The sequence below is a fragment of the Allobosea sp. ASV33 genome, from assembly GCF_016428755.1.
Classification (GTDB): domain Bacteria; phylum Pseudomonadota; class Alphaproteobacteria; order Rhizobiales; family Beijerinckiaceae; genus Allobosea.
Genome location: NZ_JAELTI010000081.1, coordinates 1 through 26,899 on the forward strand (window position 1 = coordinate 1; position 26,899 = coordinate 26,899).

The 26,899-nt window shown below is 67.7% G+C and carries 25 protein-coding genes; 19 read left to right on the forward strand and 6 right to left on the reverse strand.

Features of this window, described 5'->3' with window-relative positions:
* The 4 genes from JHD80_RS20115 to JHD80_RS20130 form a co-directional block, all read left to right on the forward strand.
* On the forward strand, positions 1 to 1,075 hold a 1,075-nt coding region (locus tag JHD80_RS20115; RefSeq protein WP_199091101.1), incomplete at its 5' end, for a CpaE/TadZ family protein.
* A gap of 183 nt (positions 1,076 to 1,258) precedes the next feature.
* Complete coding sequence (locus JHD80_RS20120) at positions 1,259 to 2,707, forward strand: CpaF family protein (RefSeq protein WP_199091103.1); 1,449 nt, start codon at positions 1,259 to 1,261, stop codon at positions 2,705 to 2,707.
* A gap of 27 nt (positions 2,708 to 2,734) precedes the next feature.
* Positions 2,735 to 3,712 (forward strand): type II secretion system F family protein, encoded by a 978-nt coding sequence (locus tag JHD80_RS20125; RefSeq protein ID WP_199091105.1) that lies wholly within the window; start codon positions 2,735 to 2,737, stop codon positions 3,710 to 3,712.
* A gap of 7 nt (positions 3,713 to 3,719) precedes the next feature.
* Complete coding sequence (locus JHD80_RS20130; RefSeq protein WP_199091107.1) at positions 3,720 to 4,697, forward strand: type II secretion system F family protein; 978 nt, start codon at positions 3,720 to 3,722, stop codon at positions 4,695 to 4,697.
* Between the two features lie 129 nt (positions 4,698 to 4,826).
* Here JHD80_RS20130 and JHD80_RS20135 read toward each other — a convergent pair whose 3' ends face one another.
* A complete protein-coding gene (locus tag JHD80_RS20135; protein ID WP_199091109.1) occupies positions 4,827 to 5,672 on the reverse strand; it encodes a tetratricopeptide repeat protein in 846 nt (281 codons plus the stop codon).
* Positions 5,673 to 5,879: 207 nt separating this feature from the next.
* Between JHD80_RS20135 and JHD80_RS20140 the strand changes: the two genes are divergently transcribed.
* From JHD80_RS20140 to JHD80_RS20150, 3 genes are all read left to right on the forward strand, one after another.
* Complete coding sequence (locus JHD80_RS20140; RefSeq protein WP_349237312.1) at positions 5,880 to 7,262, forward strand: leucyl aminopeptidase family protein; 1,383 nt, start codon at positions 5,880 to 5,882, stop codon at positions 7,260 to 7,262.
* A gap of 80 nt (positions 7,263 to 7,342) precedes the next feature.
* Positions 7,343 to 7,696, forward strand: a complete 354-nt coding sequence (locus JHD80_RS20145) for a MarR family winged helix-turn-helix transcriptional regulator (protein ID WP_199091118.1) — start codon at positions 7,343 to 7,345, stop codon at positions 7,694 to 7,696.
* 41 nt (positions 7,697 to 7,737) lie between these two features.
* Positions 7,738 to 8,601 (forward strand): C40 family peptidase, encoded by an 864-nt coding sequence (locus JHD80_RS20150; RefSeq protein WP_199091126.1) that lies wholly within the window; start codon positions 7,738 to 7,740, stop codon positions 8,599 to 8,601.
* Between the two features lie 134 nt (positions 8,602 to 8,735).
* On the opposite strand, the gene mutS is transcribed toward JHD80_RS20150, so the two are convergent.
* A complete protein-coding gene (gene mutS, locus JHD80_RS20155) occupies positions 8,736 to 11,459 on the reverse strand; it encodes a DNA mismatch repair protein MutS (RefSeq protein WP_199091128.1) in 2,724 nt (907 codons plus the stop codon).
* Positions 11,460 to 11,563: 104 nt separating this feature from the next.
* On the opposite strand from mutS, the gene JHD80_RS20160 reads away from it, so the two are divergent.
* From JHD80_RS20160 to JHD80_RS20170, 3 genes are all read left to right on the forward strand, one after another.
* Positions 11,564 to 13,396: a methyl-accepting chemotaxis protein gene (locus JHD80_RS20160; protein ID WP_210339939.1), complete on the forward strand. Its 1,833-nt coding sequence runs from the start codon at positions 11,564 to 11,566 to the stop codon at positions 13,394 to 13,396.
* A 122-nt stretch (positions 13,397 to 13,518) separates the two neighbouring features.
* Positions 13,519 to 15,804 (forward strand): NADP-dependent malic enzyme, encoded by a 2,286-nt coding sequence (locus tag JHD80_RS20165; RefSeq protein WP_199091138.1) that lies wholly within the window; start codon positions 13,519 to 13,521, stop codon positions 15,802 to 15,804.
* Between the two features lie 183 nt (positions 15,805 to 15,987).
* On the forward strand, positions 15,988 to 16,935 hold the full coding sequence (locus JHD80_RS20170) for a lysylphosphatidylglycerol synthase domain-containing protein (protein ID WP_199091140.1): 948 nt from the start codon (positions 15,988 to 15,990) through the stop codon (positions 16,933 to 16,935).
* Positions 16,936 to 17,163: 228 nt separating this feature from the next.
* On the opposite strand, the gene JHD80_RS20175 is transcribed toward JHD80_RS20170, so the two are convergent.
* A complete protein-coding gene (locus JHD80_RS20175) occupies positions 17,164 to 17,913 on the reverse strand; it encodes a hypothetical protein (RefSeq protein ID WP_199091142.1) in 750 nt (249 codons plus the stop codon).
* Between the two features lie 125 nt (positions 17,914 to 18,038).
* On the opposite strand from JHD80_RS20175, the gene JHD80_RS20180 reads away from it, so the two are divergent.
* Together JHD80_RS20180 and JHD80_RS20185 are read left to right on the forward strand one after the other, a co-directional pair.
* Entirely contained in the window at positions 18,039 to 18,674 is a 636-nt protein-coding gene (locus tag JHD80_RS20180; RefSeq protein ID WP_199091144.1) for a glutathione S-transferase family protein, read from the forward strand.
* A 161-nt stretch (positions 18,675 to 18,835) separates the two neighbouring features.
* Complete coding sequence (locus tag JHD80_RS20185) at positions 18,836 to 20,074, forward strand: multidrug effflux MFS transporter (RefSeq protein ID WP_248311678.1); 1,239 nt, start codon at positions 18,836 to 18,838, stop codon at positions 20,072 to 20,074.
* A 175-nt stretch (positions 20,075 to 20,249) separates the two neighbouring features.
* On the opposite strand, the gene JHD80_RS20190 is transcribed toward JHD80_RS20185, so the two are convergent.
* The gene (locus JHD80_RS20190) at positions 20,250 to 20,459 is read right to left on the reverse strand and encodes a cold-shock protein (protein ID WP_061971665.1); all 210 of its coding nucleotides are present in this window, start codon (positions 20,457 to 20,459) and stop codon (positions 20,250 to 20,252) included.
* Between the two features lie 216 nt (positions 20,460 to 20,675).
* Between JHD80_RS20190 and JHD80_RS20195 the strand changes: the two genes are divergently transcribed.
* Entirely contained in the window at positions 20,676 to 21,362 is a 687-nt protein-coding gene (locus tag JHD80_RS20195) for a fumarylacetoacetate hydrolase family protein (RefSeq protein WP_199091146.1), read from the forward strand.
* Between the two features lie 28 nt (positions 21,363 to 21,390).
* The gene (locus JHD80_RS20200; protein ID WP_199091147.1) at positions 21,391 to 22,320 is read left to right on the forward strand and encodes a dihydrodipicolinate synthase family protein; all 930 of its coding nucleotides are present in this window, start codon (positions 21,391 to 21,393) and stop codon (positions 22,318 to 22,320) included.
* A 206-nt stretch (positions 22,321 to 22,526) separates the two neighbouring features.
* Here the strand turns inward: JHD80_RS20200 and JHD80_RS20205 are convergent, their stop codons facing one another.
* The gene (locus JHD80_RS20205; RefSeq protein ID WP_199091149.1) at positions 22,527 to 23,006 is read right to left on the reverse strand and encodes a copper chaperone PCu(A)C; all 480 of its coding nucleotides are present in this window, start codon (positions 23,004 to 23,006) and stop codon (positions 22,527 to 22,529) included.
* A gap of 109 nt (positions 23,007 to 23,115) precedes the next feature.
* Complete coding sequence (locus JHD80_RS20210; protein WP_199091151.1) at positions 23,116 to 23,493, reverse strand: hypothetical protein; 378 nt, start codon at positions 23,491 to 23,493, stop codon at positions 23,116 to 23,118.
* Positions 23,494 to 23,903: 410 nt separating this feature from the next.
* On the opposite strand from JHD80_RS20210, the gene JHD80_RS20215 reads away from it, so the two are divergent.
* The 5 genes from JHD80_RS20215 to JHD80_RS20235 all read left to right on the forward strand — a co-directional run.
* Positions 23,904 to 24,152, forward strand: a complete 249-nt coding sequence (locus JHD80_RS20215) for a hypothetical protein (RefSeq protein WP_199091153.1) — start codon at positions 23,904 to 23,906, stop codon at positions 24,150 to 24,152.
* A gap of 7 nt (positions 24,153 to 24,159) precedes the next feature.
* Positions 24,160 to 24,333, forward strand: a complete 174-nt coding sequence (locus JHD80_RS20220; RefSeq protein WP_199091155.1) for a hypothetical protein — start codon at positions 24,160 to 24,162, stop codon at positions 24,331 to 24,333.
* 7 nt (positions 24,334 to 24,340) lie between these two features.
* Positions 24,341 to 25,459, forward strand: a complete 1,119-nt coding sequence (locus JHD80_RS20225; RefSeq protein ID WP_199091163.1) for a methionine ABC transporter ATP-binding protein — start codon at positions 24,341 to 24,343, stop codon at positions 25,457 to 25,459.
* On the forward strand, positions 25,449 to 26,114 hold the full coding sequence (locus tag JHD80_RS20230; RefSeq protein ID WP_199091166.1) for a methionine ABC transporter permease: 666 nt from the start codon (positions 25,449 to 25,451) through the stop codon (positions 26,112 to 26,114). The genes JHD80_RS20225 and JHD80_RS20230 overlap by 11 nt, the downstream gene beginning before the upstream one ends.
* 42 nt (positions 26,115 to 26,156) lie before the next feature.
* Positions 26,157 to 26,899 (forward strand): MetQ/NlpA family ABC transporter substrate-binding protein (locus tag JHD80_RS20235; RefSeq protein WP_199091168.1); only part of this gene is annotated, 743 nt, incomplete at its 3' end.

The window sequence follows — 26,899 nt, forward strand, 5'->3', positions numbered from 1 at the left end:
GGTCGAGGCCTTCCGCGCCTCGCCGACGCCCAACATCATCGTGCTCGAGGCGGTCGCCGACCCGGCGACCCTCGTCGCGCATCTCGATGCCCTGTCCGAAAGCTGCGATGCCGGCACGAAGGTCGTCGTCATCGGCCATGTCAACGACGTCCAGCTCTATCGCGACCTGATCCGCCGCGGCGTCAGCGAATACCTGATCGCGCCGCTGGAGCCGCTCGACGTCCTGCGCACGCTGTCGGAGCTCTACATCGCCCCGGAAGCCCGCAATCTCGGCCGCGTCATCGCGGTGATCGGGGCCAAGGGCGGCGTCGGCGCGTCGACCGTCGCACATAACGTTTCCTGGGCGATCGCGCGCAATCTCGACGCCTCGACCGTGGTCGTCGACCTCGACATCGCCTTCGGCACGGCCGGCCTCAACTTCAACCAGGACCCGCCGCAGGGCATCGCGGAAGCGGTATTCGCGCCGGAACGCCTCGATTCCAACATGCTGGACCGGCTGCTATCACGCTGCAGCGACAATCTCGCGCTTCTGGCCGCCCCGGCGATTCTGGACCGGACCATCGATCTCGACGAGGACGCGCTCGAGCAGCTCCTCGAGCTGCTTCGCGCCAGCGTGCCCTGCATCATCCTCGACGTGCCGCACCAGTGGAGTGCCTGGGTGAAGCGCACGGTGCTCGGTGCCGACGAGATCGTCATCGTCGCCGAACCGGAGCTCGCCTCGCTGCGCAATGCCAAGAACCTGGTCGATCTGTCGCGCGCCACGAGGCCCAACGATGCGGGCGCCCGTCTCGTGCTCAACCGCGTCGGCGTTCCCAAGCGGCCGGAGATCAATACGGCGGAGTTCTCCAAGGCGCTTGGCATCGACGTGCTCAGCACCATTCCCTTCGATGCCCAATTGTTCGGCACGGCCGCCAATAACGGCCAGATGATCGCCGAGGTGCAGGCCGGCAGCAAGGCGACCGAGGCCTTCACCCAGATCGCCAGCGCGCTGACCGGGCGCGGCGGAGCCAAGCGGAGCCGGCGCAGCCTGCTCGACCCGTTCGTCTCGAAGCTGAAGCGCCGCAAGGCCTCGTGACCGACAGCGACCGATGATGACGGGGAGACGCCCGGACGCTATGGCATCGGACCGAAAAGTGGATTCCACCTTTCGGATAAATCCGATGCCATACCAATAAGATAGACCATCGTTACCGCACCCGGTGGGGCGCGCGATGATCTAGGCGAGAGACCGGCCCAGACCGGGCGGGAGAGTGTTGAGATGTTCGGCAAGCGATCCGTCGGCGCAGGTACCGCGCCCAATCTGAACGCCAGGGTCTCCGCGGCCGCGCCGGCTGCGCCGCGCAAGCTCGAATCCATTCCGGCCGCGGTCGAGGACCGCAAGGTCGCGCCCGCCGCCGAGGCGGCTCCGCGCTCCGAAGACTACTACCAGATGAAGAGCATGATCTTCGGGGCGCTGATCGAGGCCATCGATCTGTCGCAGCTCGCGAAGCTCGACTCCGAATCGGCGCGCGAGGAAATCCGCGACATCATCAACGAGATCATCTCGCTGAAGAACGTCGTGCTCTCGATCGCGGAGCAGGAGGAACTGCTCGACGACATCTGCAACGACGTGCTCGGCTACGGGCCGCTCGAGCCCCTGCTGGCACGCGACGACATCGCCGACATCATGGTCAACGGCGCGGGTCGGACCTTCATCGAAACCGCCGGCAAGATCCAGCTCACCAATATCCGCTTCCGCGACAACGCGCAGTTGATGAACATCTGCCAGCGTATCGTCAGCCAGGTCGGCCGTCGCGTCGACGAAAGCTCGCCGATCTGCGACGCGCGCCTCGCCGACGGCTCGCGCGTCAACGTCATCGCTCCGCCGCTGGCGATCGATGGTCCGGCGCTGACCATCCGCAAGTTCAAGAAGGACAAGCTGACGCTCGACCAGCTCGTGAAGTTCGGCGCGATCTCGCCGCCGGGCGCCGAGCTCCTTAAGATCATCGGCCGCGTCCGCTGCAACATCGTCATCTCCGGCGGCACGGGCTCGGGCAAGACGACGCTGCTCAACTGCCTGACCAACTATATCGACGAGGACGAGCGCGTTATCACGTGCGAGGACGCGGCCGAACTCCAGCTCCAGCAGCCGCATGTGGTGCGCCTCGAAACCCGCCCGCCGAACCTCGAGGGTACGGGCGCTGTGACGATGCGCGACCTCGTCAAGAACTGCCTGCGCATGCGCCCTGAACGCATCATCGTCGGCGAGGTGCGCGGACCGGAGGCGTTCGATCTCCTCCAGGCGATGAACACGGGCCATGACGGCTCGATGGGCACGCTGCACGCCAATTCGCCGCGCGAATGCCTGAGCCGTATCGAATCGATGATCACGATGGGCGGCTTCTCGCTGCCTTCGAAGACGCTGCGCGAGATGATCTGCTCCTCGGTGGACGTCATCATCCAGGCCCAGCGCCTCCGCGACGGCTCGCGCCGGATCACCCACATCACCGAAGTGATGGGCATGGAGGGCGAGGTCATCACGACCCAGGACCTGATGCTCTACGACATCGTCGGTGAGGACGCCGCCGGCAAGCTGATCGGCCGGCACCGCGCCACTGGCGTCGGACGACCGCGCTTCTGGGAACGCGCACGCTATTTCAACGAGGACCAGCGCCTTGCCGCCGCACTCGACCAGCTCGAAGAGGGAGGCGTCAGCAATGCCCTCTAAGCGGAGCGCTTCACCGAGGTTGCGGCCATGAACACGAGCATGCTCGCCGTCGCTCTCCTGGTCATGCTCGCCGTCGGCGGCGTGGTCTATGCGCTGCTCTATCCTACGCTCAGCGGCGAAAAGCGCGCCGAGAAGCGCCGCAAGGAATTCGCCGGCCCCAGTGCGATCCGCGGCATCGACCGGGAAGCGCAGGCGCGCAACAAGCGGGGCCAGATCGCGCAAAGCCTCAAGGAGATCGAGAACCGCGAGAGCGCACGCAACAAGATCTCGCTCGAACAGCGCATCGGCCAGGCGGGCCTCACCTGGACGCCCAAGAAATATTACGGGATCAGCGCAGGGCTCGCGGTCGGCCTTGGGCTGCTGCTCTGGATTGCGAGCGGGAACTGGATTCTCGGGATCGCCGGCCTCTTCATCGGCGGCTTCGGCATGCCCGCCTGGTTCCTGAAACGCAGCAAGAACCGGCGTCTGAAGAAGTTCGGCATCGAGTTTCCGAATGCGCTCGACGTGATCGTGCGCGGCATCAAGGCGGGCCTGCCCATCAACGACTGTCTGCGCATCATCGCGAGCGAGGCCCAGGAGCCGGTGAAGACCGAGTTCAGGCTGCTGATCGAGGCGCAGGCACTGGGCTTGCCCCTGGCCGAGGCCACGACCAAGCTGTTCGAGCGCATGCCCTGCGCCGAGGCCAATTTCTTCGGCATCGTCATCGCCATCCAGCAGAAGACCGGCGGCAATCTCTCCGAGACGCTCGGCAATCTCTCTCGGGTGCTGCGCGAACGGCGCAAGATGCGCGACAAGATCGCCGCGGTCTCGATGGAGGCGAAGGCTTCGGCGGCGATCATCGGCTCGCTGCCGCCGGTCGTCGCATTCCTGATCTGGGTGACCACGCCGAAATATATCGAGGTGCTGTGGCTCAGCCAGGCCGGCAAGTTCGCGCTGGTCGCGAGCGGGCTTTGGATGCTGATCGGCGTGCTGGTCATGCGCAAGATGATCAATTTCGACATCTGAGGCCGCAATGATTTCCCAGATCGTCAACAGCGTCACCAACCCGCAGTTCGTGCTGGGGCTGCTGGCCGCGATCGCGGCGGCGGCGACCGTCCTGACCATCGCGATCCCGCTGACGGAGGGCAACAATCTCCAGAAGCGCATGAAGAACGTGGCGACGGAGCGGGAGAAAATCCGCGCCCGCGAGCGCGAGCGGCTCAACCGGCAAAACGAGAGGGTCTCGCTGCGGCAGGAGCCGAAGGCCTACATGCGGCGCGTCGTGGAACGGTTCAAGCTCGGCGACTGGCTCGGCACCGAGAATGCCAAGAAGCAACTGGCCATGGCCGGCTATCGCGGCCCGCAGGCCGAAATCGCCTTTCTGTTCTTCCGCCTGGCCGCGCCGATCGGGCTCTTCCTGTTCACGCTGTTCTACGTCTTCCTCATCAAGGATTTCGGCCAGCCCTTCACGATCAAGATCGCCATCAGCATCGCCGGAGCCTATCTCGGCATCAAGGCGCCGGAGATCTTCCTGTCGAACCAAGCGGGCAAGCGTCAGGCTTCCATGCGCCTGGCTTTTCCGGATGCGCTCGACCTGCTGCTGATCTGCGTCGAATCCGGCATGTCGATCGAGCACGCCTTCCGCAAGGTCGCGGGCGAGATCGGCGACCAGTCGGTCCCGCTGGCGGAGGAGTTCGCGCTGTGCACCGCCGAGCTCTCTTATCTGACCGACCGCCGCATCGCCTATGAGAACCTCGCGCTGCGTACCGGGCTCGAAAGCGTGAAATCGGTCTCGACCGCGTTGATCCAGGCCGAGCGCTACGGCACGCCGCTCGGCACGGCATTGCGCACGCTCGCCCAGGAAAGCCGCGACCAGCGCATGTCGGCGGCCGAGAAGAAGGCCGCGGCGCTACCGCCAAAGCTTACGGTGCCGATGATCCTGTTCTTCCTGCCGGTGCTGTTCGTCATCATCATGACCCCCGCCCTCGTGCAGGTCTTCAAATGGGAGTGAGAGTTCTGCAAGGCCGGTGAAGACCCGCCTTCAGCCCCCAATCACGAAGAAGGCCGGAGCCTCGGAGGCTCCGGCCTTCTTCGTTTCGATGCGCGGGTAAAGAAGGCGCGTGATCCCGGGGACCGCCGCTCAGGCCGGCGGGGCTGCGGCCGGCTGATTGCCCGCGCCGTTCGCCAGGGGCTGCCTAGCCGGCGCCGGCGCCCGGCCCTTGCCGCCCTTCAGCAATTCCCAGCTGTTCTGCTGGCCGACGCTGCGCTTGAGATAGGCGATCGTGGCCGCCGCCTCGGCGGGGCTCTGGTCGCGGCGAGCCAGGGTCTCGGCTTCGCCGAAGCGGCCCTGCAGGCCGAGCACGAAGACGAGATTCTGCCGAACGCGGGCATCCGCCCGGTCCGAGGCAGCCGCCTCGGCCAGGACGCGCTCGGCCTCCGGGAGGTTGCGCGACAGGGCAAGCGACAGCCCGTAATTCGACATGATCGTCGGCTCGTTCGGCGCGAGCTTCAGAGCCGTCTGGTAGATCTGCTGGGCGCGGGTATGCTCGCCCATCTGGTCGGCGACAGTGCCCTGCGCCGACAGGATGCGCCAATCCGGCCGCTCGGGCGAATGCGCGCGCGACAGGACTTCGTCCGCCTCGCGCAGGCGCCCGTTATCGGCCAGCGAGCGGCCATAGGCGCCAAGCAGTTCGCTATCGTCCTGATGGATGAGGACAGCACCCTGGAGCACGGCCAGGGCCTGGGCATTCTGGTCAAGGCTGCGCAAGGCCCGCGCATAGTAGAAGGCTGCGTCGCGATCCCTGGAATTGGCATCGTAGCGCTTCCCCCAGGTCTCGCGCTCGGCCTGCCAGTCCGACGACGTGCGCGGCTGGCTTGCCTGGCTGCTGCGGCCGATCGAGCCGGTGATGTCGCCTGGGCCGCCGCGCCGCTGGCAGCCAGCGAGCGCAAGCGCCGCAAGGCCGACGGCCAGGCCGATGCGGGCCATCCGCAAGCCCGCGCGGGCAGAAACGGGCCGCAGCGGAGCTGCAGAGCGGTTTGAAGAATGGGGCCGGGCTGAAGACATGGCCGGATCGCCTCCCGAAAACGGGTCGTCGTGATGGGTTCGTCTGGTCGATCCGGTGATAAAGCGTTAACCCTAATGCATTCTTAATTCCCGCCCCGGCCCCTCTGCCCGAAACCGAAACATCGCTCCGTGCACAGCCTCCTGATCTCCGCTTCCGCGGCAGCCATTCCCGTCCACGCCGTCTCGACCGGCACATGGCCCGCCCTCCAGGACCAGCTTTCTCCGGCCAATCGCAGCTTTGCCGTCGCCCAGGGTTTCGCGGGGCGTGCCGGCCAGCACTGCCTCCTGCCCGATCCCCAAGGCGCGCTCGCCGCCGTCCTCATCGGTGTCGACACCGCCGGGCGCCGGCCCGACCCGTTCGCGACCGGACGCCTCGCCGCGCTGCTGCCGGCGGGCGACTACCAGCTTTCCGGCGAAACCGGCGACCCCGCGCTGGCGACGCTGGGCTGGCTGCTGCAAGGCTACCGTTTCGACCGCTACCGCAAGCCGAGCCCGGCGCGCGCGCGGCTGGTCATCCCCGACGGCGTCGACGGCGAGGAGATCAGCCTGATCGCCGATTCCGCCATGCTGGCGCGCGACCTCGTCAACACGCCGGCCAACGAACTCGGGCCCGGCGAGATCGAGGCCGCGATCCGCGGGCTCGCCACCGAATGCGGTGCGACCGTCGCCAGCATCGTCGGCGACGACCTGATCGCCCGCAATTTCCCGATGATCCACGCGGTCGGCCGCGCCTCGACGCGCGCGCCGCGGCTGGTCGATCTCGTCTGGGGCGACCCGGCCCATCCCAGGGTCACGCTGGTCGGCAAGGGCGTCGCCTTCGACACCGGCGGGCTCAATCTCAAGCCAGACGCCTCGATGCTGCTGATGAAGAAGGACATGGGCGGCGCAGCGGCGGCGATCGCGGCGGCGCGGATGATCATGCTCGCGAAACTGCCGGTACGCTTGCGGCTGCTGGTGCCTGCCGTCGAGAACGCCGTGTCCGGCAATGCCTTCCGGCCCGGGGACGTGCTGGCGAGCCGCAAGGGCCTTTCGGTCGAGATCGGCAATACCGATGCGGAAGGCCGGCTGATCCTGGCCGACGCGCTGGCCCTCGCGGACGAGGAGGCGCCGGAGCTGCTGGTCGATTTCGCGACATTGACTGGTGCGGCCCGTACTGCGCTCGGGCCGGAGCTGCCGCCGTTCTACACGCATGACGAAAAGCTCGCCGCCGAGATCGCCCGGCTCGGCATGGCCGTGAACGACCCGGTCTGGCGGCTGCCGCTCTGGCCCCCCTATGACGGCCTGCTCGATTCCAAGATCGCCGACGTCAACCACGTCTCGAGCGGCGGCATGGCCGGCTCGGTCACGGCGGCCTTGTTCCTCAACCGCTTCGTCGAGAAGACGAAATCCTATGTGCATTTCGACATCTATGCCTGGAATCCCTCGGCCAAGCCGGGACGGCCGGAAGGCGGCGAGTGCCAGGCCGCCCGATTGATCCATGCGCTGGTGAAGCAGCTTTATCCGCGCGGTTAAGGCTGTTCCCCAAAGCCGATTGCGTGCTGAGGCCGCCGCGATAATGATACGGGTCCGTAACGATCGGGACCCGTTTCTTTATGCCCCTGGAGATCAAGCCTTCGCAGGCGCTCAAGCTATGGCGGCAGGTGCATCTCGATCTGGTGCGGGACCATGACGCCGATCTCTCGGCCCGCCAGACCGCGATCCTGCTGACGGTCTATCTCGAATTGCCGCCACATACGGTGCGCGGGCTGGCGAAACAGCTCGGCGTGACCAAACCGGTGATCACGCGGGCGCTCGACACGCTCGGCAAGCTCGGCCTGCTGACCCGCAAGCGCGACGAGGCCGACCGCCGCAATGTCGTGATCCAGCGCACCGTCGCCGGAGCACTCGCCGTCGAACGGCTGGCCGATCTCGTGACGGAGCACGCCAGGGAGATCGGCGGAAGCTGAAGCCCCTCCCGGAGCGCCCTGCGCCACGCTAGATTGCCGCGATGACCGCGATTCTCGACCGCCGTATCCACGCCTTCCGGCCCGACCTCGCAGCGCGCGCGCTGACGGGACAGGTCGAGGCCGCCCGCTTCGCCGATCCGCAACCGATGCGCATCGTCGCCGCCTCCGCACCCGTGCGACGCGAGCCGCGCCCGGATGCGGCGCTCGACACCGAGGCGCTCGCTGGCGAGCCGGTACAGGTCTATGAGCGCGAGGAAGGTTGGGCCTGGGCGCAGCTCGCCGGCGACGGCTATGTCGGCTACATACCCGACGACGCCTTGCGCCCGGACCAACCGGCGCCCACGCATCGCGTCGCGTCCTTGCGGACCTTCGTCTATCCCGGCCCCTCGATCAAACTGCCGCCGCTGACCGCTCTTTCGCTCGGCGCCGGCGTCGTTGTCGTCGAGAGCAAGGGCGATTTCGCGGTTCTGGCCGATGGCGGCCATGTCTTCGCTGCCCATCTGGCGCCGCTCGACCGGCATGAGACGGATTTCGTCGCAGTGGCCGAGCGCTTCCTCGGCGTGCCCTATCTCTGGGGCGGCAAGACCAGCCTCGGGCTCGACTGTTCGGGGCTGACGCAGCTCAGCCTCGCGGCAGCCGGGATCACGGCGCCGCGCGATTCCGACATGATGGAAGCGACGCTCGGCCGGCCGGTCGAGCTACGGGAGGACCTCGCCGGCCTCCAGCGCGGCGACCTCGTTTTCTGGAAGGGCCATGTCGGCATCCTGACCGCCCCCGACACGCTCCTCCATGCCAGCGGGCATGTGATGAGCGTCTATCGCGAGCCGTTGCGCGAGGCCCGCGACCGCATCCGCGCCAAGAGCTTCGGCGAGATCACCGCGATCAAGCGGCTGGAGCGCATTTAATCGAACCGCATCGTCATTCCGGACAAGCGGCGAAGCCGCGCTGATCCGGAATCCATCGAAGGGCGCTGCGCTCTACGATGGATTCCGGGTCTCCGCTTCGCTTGCCCGGAATGACGGCGCGTTTCCGGAAGCACCTAGCTCAAGCCCTTCAGCCGATACAGCGCTTCCAGTGCCTCGCGCGGTGTCATCTCGTCCGGGTCGATGCCGGCGAGTGCCTCGCGCAAACCGTCCGGCTCGCCTTCAGGAACGACCACTGACTGTCGCCGCTGCGGCACGGCGAAGAGCGGGAGATCGTCGACCAGCGAGGCGACCGGCTTCTCGCGCTCGGTCTTCTCCAATTCGCCGAGGATGGCGCGGGCCCGCTCGACCACGGCCGGCGGCAGGCCGGCGAGCTTGGCGACCTGGATGCCGTAGGAGCGATCGGCCGCGCCCGGCACGACCTCGTGCAGGAAGACGACCTCGCCCTTCCATTCGGTGACGCGCACCGTCGCGTTGGCGACGCGGTCGAGCCGGTCTCCGAGCGCGGTCAGCTCGTGATAGTGGGTCGCGAACAGGCTGCGGCAGCGATTGATCTCGTGAAGATTCTCGATCGCGGCCCAGGCGATGGAAAGGCCGTCGAAGGTCGCGGTGCCCCGCCCGATCTCGTCGAGGATGACGAGGGCGCGCGGGCCGGCCTGGTTCAGGATCGCCGCCGTCTCGACCATCTCGACCATGAAGGTCGAACGGCCGCGCGCGAGATCATCGGCGGCGCCGACGCGCGAGAACAGCCGGTCGACGATGCCGATATGCGCCGAAGTCGCTGGCACGAAGGAGCCCATCTGGGCGAGCACCGCGATCAAGGCGTTCTGGCGCAGGAAGGTCGATTTACCGGCCATGTTCGGACCGGTGATCAGGCAGATGCGCCCGCCTTTCGCATCCGTGCTGGGCGGCGACAAGTCGGTATCGTTGGCGACGAAGGGTTTTCCGTCGCGCTTCAACGCGGCTTCGACGACCGGGTGGCGGCCGCGCTCGATGGTGAAGGCGATGCCGTCGTCGACCTGCGGCCGGCTCCAGCCCTCGCGGGTTGCGAGATCGGCCAGCGCAGCGGCGACGTCGAGCTCGGCCAACGCCAGGGCGGCGGCCTTGATCGGCTCGGCCTGGGCGAGCACCGCGTCGCTGAGCGCGGCGAAGATGGCGAGTTCGAGCTTCAGCGCCCGGTCGGCGGCGGAGGCGATCTTGGCTTCGAGCTCGCCGAGCTCGACCGAGGAGAAGCGCATCGCGTCCGACATGGTCTGGCGATGGACGAAGGTCGCGCGCCAGGGATCGCGCAGGAAGTCCTCGCCCGCCACTTGGGGCACCTCGACGAAATAGCCGAGCATGGCGTTGTGCTTGATGCGCAGCGTCCGGCAGTTGGTCTCGGCCGCGTAGCGCGCCTGCAACTGGGCGATGACCTTGCGCGAGTCGACCTGGAGCAGGCGCAATTCGTCGAGCGCGGCGTCGAATCCCTCGCGGACGAAACGGCCGTCGCGGCGGTTCAACGGCAATTCGTCCGCCAATGTCGCATTGAGGCGCACCGGCAGGTCGGGGTCGCTTTCGCCGAGGGCCCGCATCGCACGCGCCAACTCGATGGGAAGCTCACCGCGCCGGACGAGCAGGGCCGCGATCGCGCGGGCCGCATCGAGCCCGGCGCCGAGCGCCGCGAGATCGCGCGGGCCGCCGCGGTCGAGCGAGAGACGCGCCAGCGCGCGGGCGACATCCGGGACTTTCTCAAGGGCGGAACGCAGGTCCTCGCGCAGCCCGGCATCGGCAACGAGCAATTCGACCGCATCATGGCGCGCGGCGATGGCAGCGGGATCGGTCAGCGGGCCGGCGAGGCGCTCGGCCAGCAGGCGCGCGCCGCCGGGCGTCACCGTGCGGTCGATGGTGGCGAGCAGGCTGCCCTGCCGTTCGCCACTGAGGGTGCGGGTGAGTTCGAGATTGGCGCGTGTCGCGGCGTCGATCAGCATCGTCGCCGAGCCGGCATCGCGCACCGGGGCCGAAAGCGGCGGGCGAGCACCGAGCTGGGTGCGCTCGACATAGGCGAGCGCCGCGCCGGCAGCGGCGATCTCGGCGCGGGTGAAGGCGCCGAAGGCATCGAGCGTAGCGACGCCGAAGAACTCCTTCAGGCGCCGCTCGGCCGAGGCCGCATCGAGCCCGTCGCGGGCGAGCGGCGTCACCGGCACCGCGATCTCGCGCCAGAACTCCTTGAGCTCGGGATCCTCGTGGATCGCATCGGGGCAGACGATCTCGCGCGGTTCCAGGCGCGAAAACTCGATGCCGAGCCGCTCCTGCGGCGTCTCCATCACCGTGAAGCGGCCGGTCGAGATGTCGATCGCGGCCAGGCCGTAGAGCGAGGCCGCCTCGCCGGTCTTGCGGCGGGCGACGGCGACGAGGAGACTGGCGCGGCCGGGTTCGAGCAGGCGTTCCTCGGTGATGGTGCCGGGGGTGACGAGGCGCACGACGTCGCGCTTCACCACCGATTTGTTGCCGCGCTTCCTGGCCTCGGCCGGGTCCTCGGTCTGCTCGCAGACGGCGACGCGATGGCCGGCGGCGATCAGGCGCTGGAGATAGTCGTCGGCGCGCTCGACCGGCACGCCGCACATCGGGATGTCGTCGCCCTGGTGCTTGCCGCGCTTGGTCAGCACGATGCCGAGCGTGCGCGAGGCGATCTCGGCATCCGCGAAGAACAATTCATAGAAATCGCCCATCCGGTAGAACAGCAGGCAGTCCGGATTGGCGGCTTTGATCTCGACATATTGCGCCATCATCGGCGTGACGCGATCGGCGGCGGCGGCCGGTGCGGCGGGGCGGGCGGTCTCGGGAGAGGAACTTTGGCGCATTGCGCCGGCACGCTACCAAAATGTCGGGGCAAGACCATCCGTTAGGACGGCTTTCAACAATTGAAAGCAAGGTCGGACAGCCGATTCGGCCGAAGGTTCCGACATTGTTGATCATCAATCTCGTCCAGAGCCTGTTCTTCCTGCTGTTCGCGGGGCTGCTGCTGACGGTGATCGCGCCGTGGCTGGTCGGGCGGGACTGGTTGCGCCCCTGCGCGGTCGGTTTCCTGTTCGCCGCCGGGGCGCTGGTGAGCATGTCGAACCCCGTCGAGCTCCAGCCCGGCCTCGTCGTCGACTCGCGCAATACCTTCGTCATCCTGGCGGGGCCGATCGGCGGCCCCGTGGCGGCGCTCATCACCGCGGTGCCCTTGCTCGTGACGCGGGTGATGATGGGCGGCGTCGGCATGGTGACCGGCGTCAGCGGCATCGCGATCCGCATGGTGATCGGTATCGTCTTCTCGATCTGGCTGGCACGGCGCCGGCGCCCGCTGATGGCGCGCGACATGCTGCTGCTCGCCTCGCTCGATGCCGTCTGCCTGCTGGCTTCTACGCCTTTCATTCCGGGCGAGGCCGGCGAGCGCTTCCTGCGCGAGGCCGTCCCGGCCATGATCCTGGTCAGCACGATCGGCATCATCCTCACGGGCATCGTCGTGATCCACGACCATGACCGCCGCGAGATCGCCTATCGCCTGCGCACCCTGATCGACCGCGCGCCGGGCACGCTCTACCAGCGCATCGTGCGCACGGACGGCACGATGAGCTATCAGTTCGCCTCCTTCGCCATCGACAAGCTCTTGGGAATCACCAAGGAAGAGGTCGAGCGCGATCCCGAAATCTGGCTCGGCAAGATGCTGCCCGAAGATCGCGCCCGTTTCGACGAGCAGCGGCGCGAACAGCAGGAGACCGAGACGCTCTGGCGCTTCGAGGGGCGCTATCATGCGCCTGACGGCGGCATCGTCTGGCTGCGCAGCGAATCGACCAAACGGCGCCTGCCCGACGGCACCCTGGTCTGGGACGGCATCCTGCTCGACGTCACCGCCGAGAAGACGCTGGAGACCCGGCGCAGCGAGATCGAGACGCTGCGCAAGACGACCCTCGATGCCCTGGCCGGCGATCTGGAGCGGACCGTCGGCAAGGCGCTCGGCGATGTCGGCGCCGCGCTGCACGGCATGCACGACGCGGCCGGGCAGATGGTCGAGAACGCCAACAAGACGACCTTGCGTGCCGAGAGCGTGACGCAGGAGGCCGACAGCGCCTCGCGCCGCATCGGCAGCGTCGCGATCGCGGCCGAGGAGATCGAGGCCTCGATCCGCGAACTCACCCAGCAGACCAGCCATGCCGACGACACCGTGCGCGCCGCCGCATCCTATGTCCGCAGCACGCGCAGCGACGTCGCCGGGCTGACGGAGGCCGCCGACAAGGTCCGCGCCGTGCTCGACTTCATCGAGGAGATCGCGGCCCGCACCAATCTGCTCGCGCTCAACGCGACGATCGAGGCCGCGCGCGCCGGCGTGGCCGGGCGCGGCTTCGCGGTGGTGGCCGGCGAGGTCAAGACGCTGGCCGAGCAGACGCAGAAGGCGACCCGCGACATCGCCGCGACGCTGGCCGAGATCCGCGGCGCCGCCGCGACCGCCTTCGAGGCCGTCGCCCATATCGAGGGCACGATGACGACGATCGAGCAGACCTCGGGCGCGATCGCCGCCGTCGTCAGCCGCCAGGCCGGCCTCGCCTCGACAATCGCCGCCGACGCGCAGGTCGTGGCGCGGAGCGCCGATGCCGTCACCAACAATGTCGGCGCCGTCGGCGTCGAGGCGCGCGTCACCGGCGATGCCGCGATCCATGTGGCGCAGGCGGCGCGCAAGGTCGACGAGCAGACAGAGGCGCTCGACCGCTATGTCGCCGATTTCGTGCGCAGCGTGCGCACCGCCTCGCGGGCCTGACCAGCCCGCGATACCCGTCGGCCGCGACAAGGGTTCCGTGAAGCACTCGCCGCTTGTGGTCTCGGGCGCCGCCGCCTTATGGTCGGTACCCCTCGAGGAAACGCACAAGAAAAGACGCTTCGATGAACGACCGTCCGACGACCAAGCGCACCCGCCCGACCTTCACCGACCAGGAGGCCTTGCTGTTCCACTCGCAGGGACGGCCCGGCAAGCTGGAGATCGTCCCGACCAAGCCCATGGCGACGCAGCGCGACCTCTCGCTCGCCTATTCGCCGGGCGTGGCCGTGCCGGTGCTGGCGATCGCGGAGGATCCGTCGCGCGCCTACGACTACACGACGCGCTCGAACCTCGTCGCGGTGATCACCAACGGCACCGCGATCCTCGGCCTCGGTAATCTCGGCGCGCTCGCCTCGAAGCCGGTGATGGAGGGCAAGTCGGTCCTGTTCAAGCGCTTCGCCGATGTCGACTCGATCGACCTCGAGGTCGATACCGAAGACCCGGACAAGTTCATCGATGCCGTGCGCTATCTCGGCCCGTCCTTCGGCGGCATCAATCTCGAGGACATCAAGGCCCCGGAATGCTTCATCATCGAGCAGCGCCTGCGCGAACTGATGGACATCCCGGTTTTCCATGACGACCAGCACGGCACCGCGATCATCGCCGCCGCCGGCCTGATCAATGCGCTCGATATCACCGGACGCGACATCAAGGCGACCAAGCTCGTCATCAACGGCGCGGGCGCCGCCGCCATCGCCTGCATCGAATTGCTCAAGGCGATGGGCTTCAAGCCCGACAACGTCATCCTCTGCGACACCAAGGGCGTGATCTACCAGGGCCGCACCGAGGGCATGAACCAGTGGAAGTCGGCCCATGCGGCGGTCACCGACCGGCGCACGCTGGCCCAGGCGCTGGACGGGGCGGACGCCTTCTTCGGCCTGTCGCAGAAGGGCGCGGTGACACCGGAGATGGTCGCCTCGATGGCGCCGAACCCGATCATCTTCGCCATGGCCAATCCCGATCCGGAGATCACGCCGGAGGAGGTTCATGCCATCCGCGACGACGCGATCATGGCGACCGGCCGCTCGGATTATCCGAACCAGGTCAACAACGTGCTCGGCTTTCCCTTCATCTTCCGCGGCGCGCTCGACGTGCGCGCCACGACGATCAACATGGAGATGAAGATCGCCGCGGCGGAATCGCTCGCGATGCTGGCACGCGAGGACGTGCCCGACGAGGTCGCCGCCGCCTATCAGGGTTCGCGGCCGCGCTACGGCAAGGACTACATCATCCCGGTACCGTTCGATCCGCGCCTGATCCATGTCGTGCCGATGGCGGTCGCCAAGGCGGCGATGGATACCGGCGTCGCCGGCAAGCCGATCGTCGACACCGCCGCCTACAAGGCGCAGCTCTCGGCCCGCCGCGACCCGATCGCCGGCACGCTGAACCGCATCTTCGAGCGCGTCCGGCGCTATCCCAAGCGCGTCGTCTTCGCCGAGGGCGAGGAGGAGCAGGTCATCCGCGCCGCCGCTTCCTTCGTGGCGCAGGGGCTCGGCCAGGCCATCCTCGTCGGCCGCGAGGACCGGATCACGGAGGCCGCGACCTTCCTCGGCGTCGACCTCGAATCCAAGGGCATCTCGATCCGGAACGCCCGGCTCTCCCACCGCAACAGCGCCTATGCGCAATATCTCTACGAGCGGCTGCAGCGGCAGGGCTACCTGTTCCGCGACTGCCAGCGCCTGATCAACCAGGACCGCAATCATTTCGCCGCGGCGATGGTGGCGCTGGGCGATGCCGACGCGATGGTGACCGGCGTCACCCGGAACTACTCGATCGCGCTGGAGGAGGTCCGCCGCGTCATCGACGAGAAGCCGGGGCACCGGGTGATCGGCGTCTCGATCGTTATCTCGCGCGACCGCACCGTGCTCGTCGCCGACACCGCGATCACCGAGATGCCGACGGCGCGGCAGCTTTCGGAGATCGCGATCGAGGCGGCCGGTGTCGGCCGCAGGCTGGGCTACGAGCCGCGCGTCGCGATGCTCGCCTTCTCCAGCTTCGGCCATCCGGCCGGCGAGCGCTCGGAGAAGGTGCGCGAGGCGGTGTCGCTGCTCGACGGCCAGCGCGTCGATTTCGAGTATGACGGCGAGATGGCGGCGGATGTCGCGCTCAACCGCGAGGTGATGAGCCAGTATCCGTTCTGCCGCCTCTCCGGACCAGCCAACGTGCTGGTGATGCCGGCCTTCCACTCGGCCTCGATCTCCACCAAGCTGCTGCAGGAGCTCGGCGGCGCGACCGTGATCGGGCCGCTGATCGTCGGCCTCGACAAGCCGGTCCAGATCGTGCCGCTCGGTGCCAAGGATACCGACATCGTCAACATGGCGGCGCTGGCCGCCTTCAATATCGGCGGCTGATCGGAGACCCGCCTTCGCCAGGTTCCCTCATGGGGGCCATTCGTCGCGGCGGCTTGTGCATTGCCGCCGAGGCGCTATCTGTCCGGCGGGGCTCGAACCCGAGCCTCGCCCGCCACCGCGCGCTGCGCCCGCAGCGTCGCGCAACCCCGAGAGCGCATGTCGTTCGGCCCGCATGAGCCCGGAATGCCCCTGCGCAGGCGCAGCCGCTGGTGGTGGCTCGGCCCGCTGGCGAGCATCGTCATCTTCGGCGCCTCGCTGGTCGTGCTCTGGCACATCATCAGCGGGATGGAACCCGGCCAGCTCGCCGGCGCCTTCGCCAATGCGAGCCTGCGCCAGCTCGGCCTCGCCGGCGCCTTCACCGCGCTGAGCTACCTGCTACTCACCGGCTACGATGCGCTAGCGCTGCGCCGGCTCGGCCTCTCGATCCCCTATCGCACGACCGCGCTCGCCTCCTTCACCAGCTACTCGGTGTCCTTCACGCTGGGCTTCCCGATCGTGACCGGCGGGACGGTGCGCTACTGGATCTATTCGCCGAAGGGGGTCAGGGCATCCGAGGTCGCGAGCCTGACCGTGATCGCCGGCATCACCTTCTGGCTCGGGCTCGGCGCCATCCTCTGCGCCAGCCTGATCTATGCCTACGATGCCGTCGCGATGCTGGCACGGACCTCCCCGCTCGTCGTGCAGGTCGTCGGCGGGACCGTGGGCCTCGGCATCCTCGGCTATCTCGCCTGGATCGCGACGGACGACCGGACGATCCGTGTGCGCGGCTGGAACCTGCACCTGCCGGGGCTTGGCACCACGCTCGGCCAGATGGCGCTCGGCGCCTGCGAGGTCAGCGCGGCAGCGGCCGTGCTCTTCGTGCTGCTGCCCGGCGGCTACGGCCTGGAATATCCGACGTTCCTCGCCGCCTATATCTTCGCCTGCCTGATCGGCATCGCCAGCCACGCGCCGGGCGGCCTCGGCGTGTTCGAGGCGACGATGCTGGTCGCGCTCAACCGCTTCCCTTACGAGCAGGTGCTGGGCGCGCTGCTGATCTTCCGGGTGGTCTACTACATCCTGCCCTTCATCCTGGCGCTGGTGCTGCTGGCGCTGAACGAGATGATCCGCCGCATCCGCCGCCACGAGACCTGAGGGTTTCCTGGTATCTTGGAGAGCCACGGCGTCATTCCGGGGCAGGCCGAAGGCCTAAGCCCGGAACCCAGAACCGATGCCGTCATGGATTTCGAGCCGTGGCCTGACCGCGCCTTTTTGCGGAAGCCATATCGGTTCTGGGTTCCGGGCTCTTCGCTTCGCGAAGCCCCGGAATGACGGCAGCGCGTCGACAAAGCCGGACAGCTAAGCTTCGAGGGCTCAGAGACCCTATTTCATCGCGACGATGATCAGCAGGAAGGCCAGCATCAGCAGGAGCAGCCGGAAGCTCCAGTTGATGCGGCGCAATTCGTCGGCGCTGCCTTCATGCCAGTCTTCCTCGGCCTCGTGAGCAACGGCGGGGTCCGGCGCGGGAGCCGATGCTGTCTCCTCCGCAACCGGAAGCGGGCTCGGGCGCCACTCGATGGTCTCGATGAAGCCGCGCGCAGGCTGGGCCGACCGGCCGTCGGCATCGAGGCCGAGATACCAGTCGAGCCCGTCCCCCGCCCCGCGCCGGCGATCCTCCTCGCGGATCCAGAGGCTGGTCGTGGCGCTGATCGACAGCTCCTGCGCCAGACCGGAAAGCATGTCTGCCTTGAGCGCCTCGAACACCGCCGGAGCCAGAAAAGCCTCGGCGAAAGGCCGCGCTGCGCCATCCTCGTCGCGATAACCAAGCATCAGGAGGAGGCGCGGCTGCTCGCTGGCCTGCGAGAGCGGGCGCAGGATCAGCCCGATCGTGCCGGCCTCGCCCTCGAACCCGGCCCGGCGCAGGGCGCCGTCGGTGACCGTCGCCTCGGCGAGGAAGCGCCGGCTCTCCTCCAACCGGCCGTCGCGGCTTTCGAAGCCGCCGACGAAGCGAAGCCCCGAGGCCGACAGCCGGAAACGCCGCGCCGCATCCTGCACATAGCGGGTCGACGACCCCTCGATCGCCATCCGCCCGTCGCTGACGGATACGCTGCGCGGCACGCCTGATTCGTCCATGTCCCCGTCCTGTTCCGCCGCGACGATAGCAGCTTGGCCCGCCGACGTCAGGCGAGGCTCCTGACAGCGTCATGCCGATGCCGCAGGATAGATGCATGCTCGAACCGTCACGGAGACATCAGACGATGGCAGACGAACTCGTCCTCTACACGAACCCGATGTCGCGCGGGCGCATCGCGCGCTGGATGATGGAGGAGATCGGCCAGCCCTATCGCGCCGAGATCGTCGGCTTCGGCGATCCGATGAAGAGCGCGGACTACAAGGCGCTCAACCCGATGGGCAAGGTGCCGACGCTGGTCCATGGCGACACCGTCGTCACCGAATGCGCCGCGATCTGCGCCTATATGGCCGATGCCTTCCCGCAGGCCGGCCTTGCGCCGGCGCCGGACAGCCGGCTGCGCGGCCCGTATTATCGCTGGATGTTCTTCGCGGCTGGTCCCGTCGAGGCCGCCGTCAGCAACAAGGCCTTCGGCCTGGACGTGCCGCCCGACCGGGCCCGCTCCATCGGCTACGGCACCTATGCCGACGCGATGGATACGCTCGAATACGCGCTGACCCGCAGCGAGTACGTGGCCGGCGACCGCTTCAGCGCCGCCGACGTCTATGTCGGCTCGCAGGTGCTGTGGGGGCTGCAATTCGGCACGATCGAGAAGCGGCCGGCTTTCGAGGCCTATGGCGCCCGCCTCACCGCGCGCCCGGCCGCCCGCCGAGCCAACCAAATCGACGACGCGCTGATGGCCGAGATGCAGAAGCCGGCGTGATAGGGCCACTATGCGCCGGGAAACGCGCCCGGCGCATGGCACATGGCCGCCTGGACCGGTTGCCCCGCGCGCCCGTCAAGGCTAATTCTGCCGTCAGAATTTCGCCCGCCGCTGCCGGATGACCGCAGCCGCCGGGTCTCGCAGCCAACCTCGCGATCGCCATGAACGACATGTCCGCCATCGCCCGGCCGCGCCACGGCATGGGCTTCTACCCCTTCGTGGGCCTCACCGCCGCACTGATGGCGACGAATGCGCTCGCCATCGATTCGATGCTGCCGGCCCTCCCGCAGATGGCCGAGGCGCTCGGCATCGCCGAGGCCAACCAGCGGCAATGGATCATCACGGCCTATCTGCTCGGCTTCGGTATCTCGCAGATCTTCTACGGCACGATCTCGGACCGCTTCGGCCGGCGGTCCGTCCTGATCACGGGCCTTGCCGTCTATGTCGTCGCCAGCATCGCGGCCGCCTTCGCCGGCTCCTTCGAGGCGATGATGGCGGCCCGCGTGCTGCAGGGCATCGGCGCGGCCGCGACGCGCGTGCTCGTCGTCTCGATCGTGCGCGACTGCTATTCCGGCCGCGAGATGGCGCGCGTGATGTCGCTCGCGATGATCGTCTTCCTCGCCGTGCCGATCCTGGCGCCGTCGATCGGCCAGGCGATCCTCTGGGTCGCGCCCTGGCGCTGGATCTTCGGCGTGCTCACCAGCTTCGGCGCGATCGTGATGATCTGGGTGCTGCTCAAGCTGCCGGAGACCCAGCATCCGGAAGACCGCAAGCCGATCGAGCCGGCGAGCGTGCTCGCCTCCTTCCGGACGACGCTCACCAGCCGCATCGGCGTCGGCTACATGCTGGCCATGGCCTTCGTGCTCGGCGGGCTGTTCGGCTTCATCAACTCGGCGCAGCAGGTCTTCGTCGACGTCTTCCACGCGCCGGAGCTGTTCACCACCATCTTCGCGCTGATCGCGATGTTCATGGCGGCGTCCTCGCTGCTGAACTCGCGCATCGTCGGCAAGCTCGGCATGCGCCGCGTCTCGCACGGCGCCCTGCTCGGCTATATCGCGCTGACCGGCATCCATGCGCTGGTGGCGCTGGCCGGCCATGAATCGCTCTGGAGCTTCGCGATCCTGCAGGGCGGGGCGATGTTCTGCTTCGGATTGATCGGCCCGAATTTCGGCGCGATGGCGATGGAGCCGCTCGGCCATGTCGCCGGTACGGCCTCCTCGGTACAGGGTTTCGTCACCACGGTGATCGGCGCGCTGCTCGGCTTCTATATCGGCCAGCATTTCAACGGCACGGTCGTGCCATTGACGCTCGGCTTCGCGCTCTGCGGCCTCGCGGCGCTCGTCGTGGTGCTGATCGTGGAGAGAGGCCGGCTGTTCCATCCGGCGCCCGGCCGGTCCTGAGGGTCGAGCCGAAAAACTCCCTCAGCCCTCGCTCAGGGCATCTTCACCCTTGCACCGCCGCCCAAGGCGACGGGAATGCCTGGAAATCCGCTTCGGTCCGACGAAGACCGAAAGCGGTCAGCCCTAGGCTCGGGAGAGGCGCCGCCATCACCTTCCCGCAGAAAGCATCAGACGCTCAGGTCGTCTGCAGGTTCACGGCCGAGTTCTTGCCGGTCTTGCGATCCGGCTCGAGATCGTAACTGACCTTCTGCCCCTCGTTCAGGCCGCGCAAACCGGCCCGCGTCACCGCGCTGACATGGACGAAGACGTCATTGCCGCCGCCATCAGGGGTGATGAAGCCGTACCCCTTGGTCTCATTGAACCATTTTACGGTTCCCGTGCTCACTTGCCATTCCTTCCATAGGCTCGCCGGATCCCCCCGGCGGCGCAGTGTAGAAAGCAAATCGCCCCGGTTGCAACGACGCGCTGCACAACCCATGCCGCGCCTGCGAAAAACCTGCCGTAATGCCTCCCGTGCAGGCCCGCCGCCGAAGCAAGCCGCTTGCGGTCCTCGCGCCGCTCGCCCATGAACGGCGCAAGCCTGTAAGCGAGGGAGCAGCAAATGAGCAATTATGTGATCGATCCGCCGGCCGTGACGGCCGTTCCGGTCGCGGGCGGCGGCTCCTTCCCGGTGCGGCGCGTCTTCTGCGTCGGCCGCAACTATGCAGAGCATACCCGGGAAATGGGCGGCGATCCCGATCGCGAGGAGCCGTTCTTCTTCACCAAGCCGGCCGACGCGCTGCTGATCAACGGCGCCGACATGCCCTATCCGGCGAAGACGAAAGACCTCCACCACGAGATGGAACTGGTCGTCGCGATCGGAACCGGCGGCAAGGACATTCCGGAATCCGAAGCGCTGACCCATGTCTACGGCTATGCCGCTGGGCTCGACATGACCCGCCGCGACCTGCAGAACATCGCCAAGAAGGCCGGGCGGCCTTGGGACATGGCCAAGGGCTTCGACCTCTCCGGCCCGATCGGCGAGATCGTGCCCGCGAGCCATGCCGGCCATCCCGGCGCCGGCAAGATCGAGCTCACGGTCAACGGCGTCGTGCGCCAGACCTCCGACCTCGCCAAGCAGATCTGGAATGTCGAGGAGACGATCTCCTACCTCTCCGGCCTCGTCGAACTGAAGCCGGGCGACCTGATCTTCACGGGCACGCCGGAAGGCGTCGCCGCCGTCAGCAAGGGCGACGTGCTCGAAGGCGTGATCGCCGGTGTCGGCACCGTCCGCACCCGCATCGCCTGATCAGACAGCCATCCCGAAGGACCGCATCATGCGCCTCACCCCCGACGCCTCCGGCGTCTTCCCGATTGCGCCGACCCCGTTCAATCCGGACGGCAGCATCGACTGGGCCTCGGCCGACCGGCTGTTCCAGTTCTATCACGACATCGGCTCGGACGGCGTCACCGTGCTCGGCATCATGGGCGAAGCGCCCAAGCTGGAGCCCGAGGAATCGGTCGAGCTGGTCAAGCGCTGCGTCGCCCGGATGGGCGGGAGGCCGATCATCGTCGGCGTCTCCGCTCCCGGCTTCGCCGCGATGCGCTCGCTCGCCCGGCAGGTGATGGATCTCGGTGCCGGCGGCGTGATGATCGCGCCGCCCCCGTCCTTGCGCACGGACGACCAGATCACCGGCTATTACGCGCAGGCCGTCGAGGCGATCGGCGCCGACATCCCCTTCGTCATCCAGGACTATCCGCTGACGCTCTCGGTGGTGATGACGCCGGCGGTGATCCGCAAGATCGTCATGGACAACCCGTCCTGCGTGATGCTGAAGCATGAGGACTGGCCGGGTCTCGAAAAGATCTCGACGCTGCGCAAGTTCCAGAAGGAGGGATCGCTGCGGCCGATCTCGATCGTGACCGGCAATGGCGGGCTCTTCCTCGATTTCGAGATGGAGCGCGGCGCCGACGGCGCCAATACCGGCTACGCCTTCCCGGAGCTGCTGATCGACGTGGTGCGCCTGCAGAAGGCCGGCCAACGCGACGAGGCCCATGACATCTTCGACGCTCACCTGCCGCTGATGCGCTACGAGCAGCAGCAGGGCGTCGGCCTTGCCGTGCGCAAGTACACGATGATGAAGCGCGGCATCCTCAGCCATGACGCCCAGCGCAAGCCGGGCTCCGTCCTCAGCGCCGCTGCGAAGGCCGAGGTGGACTATCTGCTGTCGCGCATCGCCAAGCACGACCCGCGTGCGAAGATCTGAGGCTCTACGCCACCAATAGAAGCGCGGGGAACCCTCTCCCGGAGGGAGAGGGCAGGGTGAGGGGTCGGCCGTTGGACGCTTTAGCCGTGGCCGAACCGCCGCTGCGGTAAGGGCAAGCGCCACTGGTCCAGGGGCCTACACCTCACCCCTGCCCCTCTCCTTACAGGAGAGGGGTTCCCGCGTGTTTCGACAACGGGCGAGCTTTATCAATGCCCCTTGTGCTCGCCCTCGGCGCCCTTGGCGGCGATCGAGTCGACCTTGAACTCGACATCGACGGTCCCGGCCTTCTCGAAGGTGAGCGTGCCCTTCATCATCTCGCCCTGCTTGAGCGGCTGCTTCAGGTCCATGAACATGATGTGGTAGCCGCCGGGCTTGAACTCGACCTTGGCACCGGCCGGCACGTCCACGCCGTTGTCCAGCGGACGCATCGTCATGATGCCGTCCTTCACCGCCATCTCGTGGATTTCAGAACGACCCGCGAAGGGAACGGAAACCGAGACCAGCCGGTCGGCGGCCGGGCCGGTGTTCTCGATGGAGAGATAGCCGCCGCCGACCTTGGCGCCGACCGGCGTGGCGCGGGACCAGGGATGGCCGATCTTGAGCGGCCCGGCCTTGAATTCATGGGCGGAGGCGAAGCCGGCCGAGAACAGGAGAGCCGCGGCGGCGAGCGAAGAGGAAAGCTTCATGATGGATATCCCGAACGGATGAGGCCGCTGGTGCAGCCTCGTGAAAGATCGCCGTCGCCCGTTGCGGGCGGACAGGCCTGAATTGGATGCAGTGAGGCAGGCGAGGCGTTCAGCCCAGCGGCGGCGCGCGCGACTGCGCAAGCCCGGCCGCGAAGCGATGCGGCAAACCCTCCGCCAACAATGCCGGCGATGCCAGACGCGTGGCGAGCCGCCCCGGCGCCGGCACAGTCGCGGTTGGAGGCCCGGCGAGGACGGGATTGAGCGGGCAACCCTTGCAATGGGTGAGATCGCCGAGCGGGACGGGCTGGCCATCCTCCGGAACCGGCGCGCCCGAGCAGAGCACGACACCGTCATGGCCACTCAGCGTCGCGAGCGCCGGGGCCGGCGCGAGCGCCAAAGCCAGCACGCAAAGCGCATAGGCAACCGCCAGCCAGACTCCGAGCCCGGAGCGGCGAAGACGATCAAGAGGGGCGGCGCGAGCCTGCATGGCCGCAAATGGCGCCGCTTGCCCTGTTTCGTCAAGCCGCGCATTGCCGCATCCGGCGAGCGATGGACGGCGCCTGGAGAATATTCTTCTCCGACGCATCGTTTCTTCAAAAGAACGATCCGATTGACAAAGAGGACGATCTCCATCAGATTGCGGGCGTTCCCGGAGCAATCGGGGAGCCGCGGAGATTTGAGCAGCAGCTTGCGCCGCGTCACCAAACGCTAAAGCGCCACGACTGGGTCGTGGGCTCCAGATCGAGGAGACTGACATGACCATGGTGAAAACGAGCCGAAGCCCGATCCGCTTCCGCCACATGTCCTGCCGCTGTCGACGCTGAGATCGCAAGGCCGAAAGGTCCTTCCCATCCGTTCGTTCCGACACATGCCGCATCGGCGGCAGAAGGCAGTTCCATGTCCCAGCTTCATTCCCTCCCCGCCCGGGCTCGCCCGGCGCAGCAAGCCTATGTCATCGAGCTCGGCGAGGCCCAGATCGGCCTCGTGAGCCGCCGTGCCGACGAGCGTGAATTCACCTTCGTCTCGGCCTCCGCCGCCTTCCGGGCGCTGGATGGGCAGCGTTTCGCGACGCCCGGCGCCGCCGAGACCGCTGCGCGCCGGCTCTTCCGCTCGCAGCGGCGCTCCCCGTTGCTCCTGGCTTCGTGAGGCGGCGATGCAGCTTCTCTCCGCCCTCTGGGATGGCATCGCGAACTGGTTCGCCCAGGCCGTTCCCGCCAGCTTCGGCCCGCTCGACGCCGCGACCACGGACGACCAGCGCCGCTCGGTCCATGACGTGACCATCGAGCAGCTCGGCATCGCCCACTGGTCCTGCCACACACATTTCTGAGGACATGATGAACGCCCCCGTCAGACCCGGCACGCTCAGTGCCGGCGCGACTTCCGTTTCCTTGCCCTTGGCATTGCCCGATCCGGCGATCCGCTTCGAGCAGGTCGGCAAGACCTATCCGGGCCGTCGCGGCCAGCAGCCGGTCAGCGCGCTCGCCGGGATCGATCTCGACGTGCCCGCCGGCACCATCCTCGGCGTGATCGGCCGTTCCGGCGCCGGCAAGTCGACGCTGATCCGCCTCGTCAACGGGCTGGAGCGCGCCACCGAAGGGCGCATCCTGATCGAGGGTCAGGACGTCACCGGCCTCACCGAATCCGGCTGGCGCCAGCAGCGCCGCCGGATCGGCATGATCTTCCAGCATTTCAACCTGCTCTCGTCGCGCACGGTCTTCGACAATGTCGCGCTACCGCTGGAGATCGCCGGCGCGAACAAGGCCGAAATCACCAACAAGGTCGAGCGTCTGCTCGCGCTGGTCGGCCTCTCCGACAAGAGCGCGCGCTATCCGGCCGAACTCTCGGGCGGGCAGAAGCAACGCGTCGGCATCGCGCGGGCGCTCGCCACCGATCCGAAGGTGCTGCTCTGCGACGAGGCGACCTCGGCGCTCGACCCCGAGACGACGCGCTCGATCCTTGCCCTCCTCAAGCAGGTCAATCGCGAGCTCGGCATCACCATCCTGCTGATCACCCACGAGATCCCCGTCATCAAGGAGATCTGCGACCGCGTCGCTGTGATCGAGGGCGGGCGCATCGTCGAGCAGGGCGAGACCTTCGCGGTCTTCACCAACCCGCAGCATCCGACCACGGCCGCCTTCGTCGAGACCGTGACCGGCGTCGAGGTGCCCGAGCATCTCGCCCACCGCATCCGTAGGGAGGCGCGCCCCGGCGACAATATCGTGCTGCGCATCACCTTCCTCGGCGAGAACGCGACCGCGCCGGTGATCAGCCGGCTCAGCGCCATCGTCGGGGTCGACGTCAATATCCTGGCCGGGCGGATCGACGCCATCGCCGGCCAGCCCTTCGGCAGCCTGCTCGTCACGGTGCCCTCGCGCGCGCCGGAGAGCGATGCCGTGCTCGGCGCCCTCAGGAGCCTCGGGCTCAAGGCGGAGGTGATCGGCCATGTCTCCTGACATCATCCGCCTGATCGCCCAGTCGACGCTGGACACGTTGGCCATGGTCGCGGTCGCGGCCGGGATCGGCACGGTCTTCGGCCTGCCGCTCGGCGTCTTCCTCGCCACCAGCAAGCGCGGCGAGCTCTTTGCGGCGCCCGCCGCCAACCTGTTCCTCGGCACGCTGGTCAATGCCACCCGCTCGACGCCCTTCATCATCCTCGTCGTCGCGATCATCCCGTTCACGCGCCTGATCGCGGGCACCTCGATCGGCACGGCCGCCGCGATCGTGCCGCTGACCGTCGCGGCGACGCCGTTCATCGCGCGGCTGATCGAAGGCGCGGTGCGCGAGGTCGACCAGGGGCTGGTCGAAGCCGCCCGCGCCATGGGCGCGACGCCCGTGCAGATCGTGCGCAAGGTGCTGGTGCCTGAGGCCCTGCCGGCGATCGTGCTCGGCCTGACGCTCGCTCTGGTCAGCCTGATCGGCTTCTCGGCCATGGTCGGCGCGGTCGGCGGCGGCGGGCTCGGCGATCTCGGCATCCGCTACGGCTACCAGCGCTTCATGCCGGACGTGATGGCGGCGGTCGTCGCCGTGCTCATCGTCCTCGTCCAGCTCGTCCAGAGCATCGGCGATCGGCTCGCCCGCCATCTCAACAAGCGCCTGCGCCAGGCCTGACGCTTCCAAGTTCATCCGCATTCGACCGAAGGAAACGACATCATGACGATCTCTCTCAACCGCCGCGCCGCGCTGCTCGCCGGCTTCGCCCTGACCCTCACCGCCGTCCCGGCGCTCGCCCAGCAGAACCAGGTGGTCCGCATCGGCGTCTCGCCCGGCCCGCATGCCGAGATCCTCGAGAAGGTGAAGCCCGTCCTCGCCAAGAAGGGCATCGACCTCAAGATCATCGAGTTCTCCGACTATGTCGTGCCGAACCAGGCGCTCGATGCTGGCGAGCTGGAGGCCAATTCCTTCCAGAACCAGCCCTATCTCGACAACCAGGTGAAGGATCGCGGCTTCAAGATCGAGAGCGTCGGCCTGACCGTAAACTTCCCGCTCGGCATCTATTCGGCCAAGTACAAGGATTGGTCGCAGGTGCCGGATGGTTCGACCGTCGCGATCCAGAACGACCCGACCAATGGCGGCCGCTCGCTCCTGCTGCTGCAGGACAAGGGCGTGATCAAGCTGAAGGACGGCGTCGGCTTCAAGCCGAGCCCGGCCGATATCGTCGGCAACCCGAAGAAGCTCAAGATCATCGAGATCGAGGCCGCGCAGACCCCGCGCTCGCTGGCCGATGTCGCGGCCGCCGCGATCAACACCAACTATGCCGTCGATGCCAAGATCGATCCGGCCTCGGCGATCCTGCGCGAAGACGCCAAGGGTCCCTATGTCAACCTGATCGCCGTGCGCAGCGCCGACAAGGACAAGCCCTGGGTCAAGACGCTGGTCGAAAGCTACCACACGCC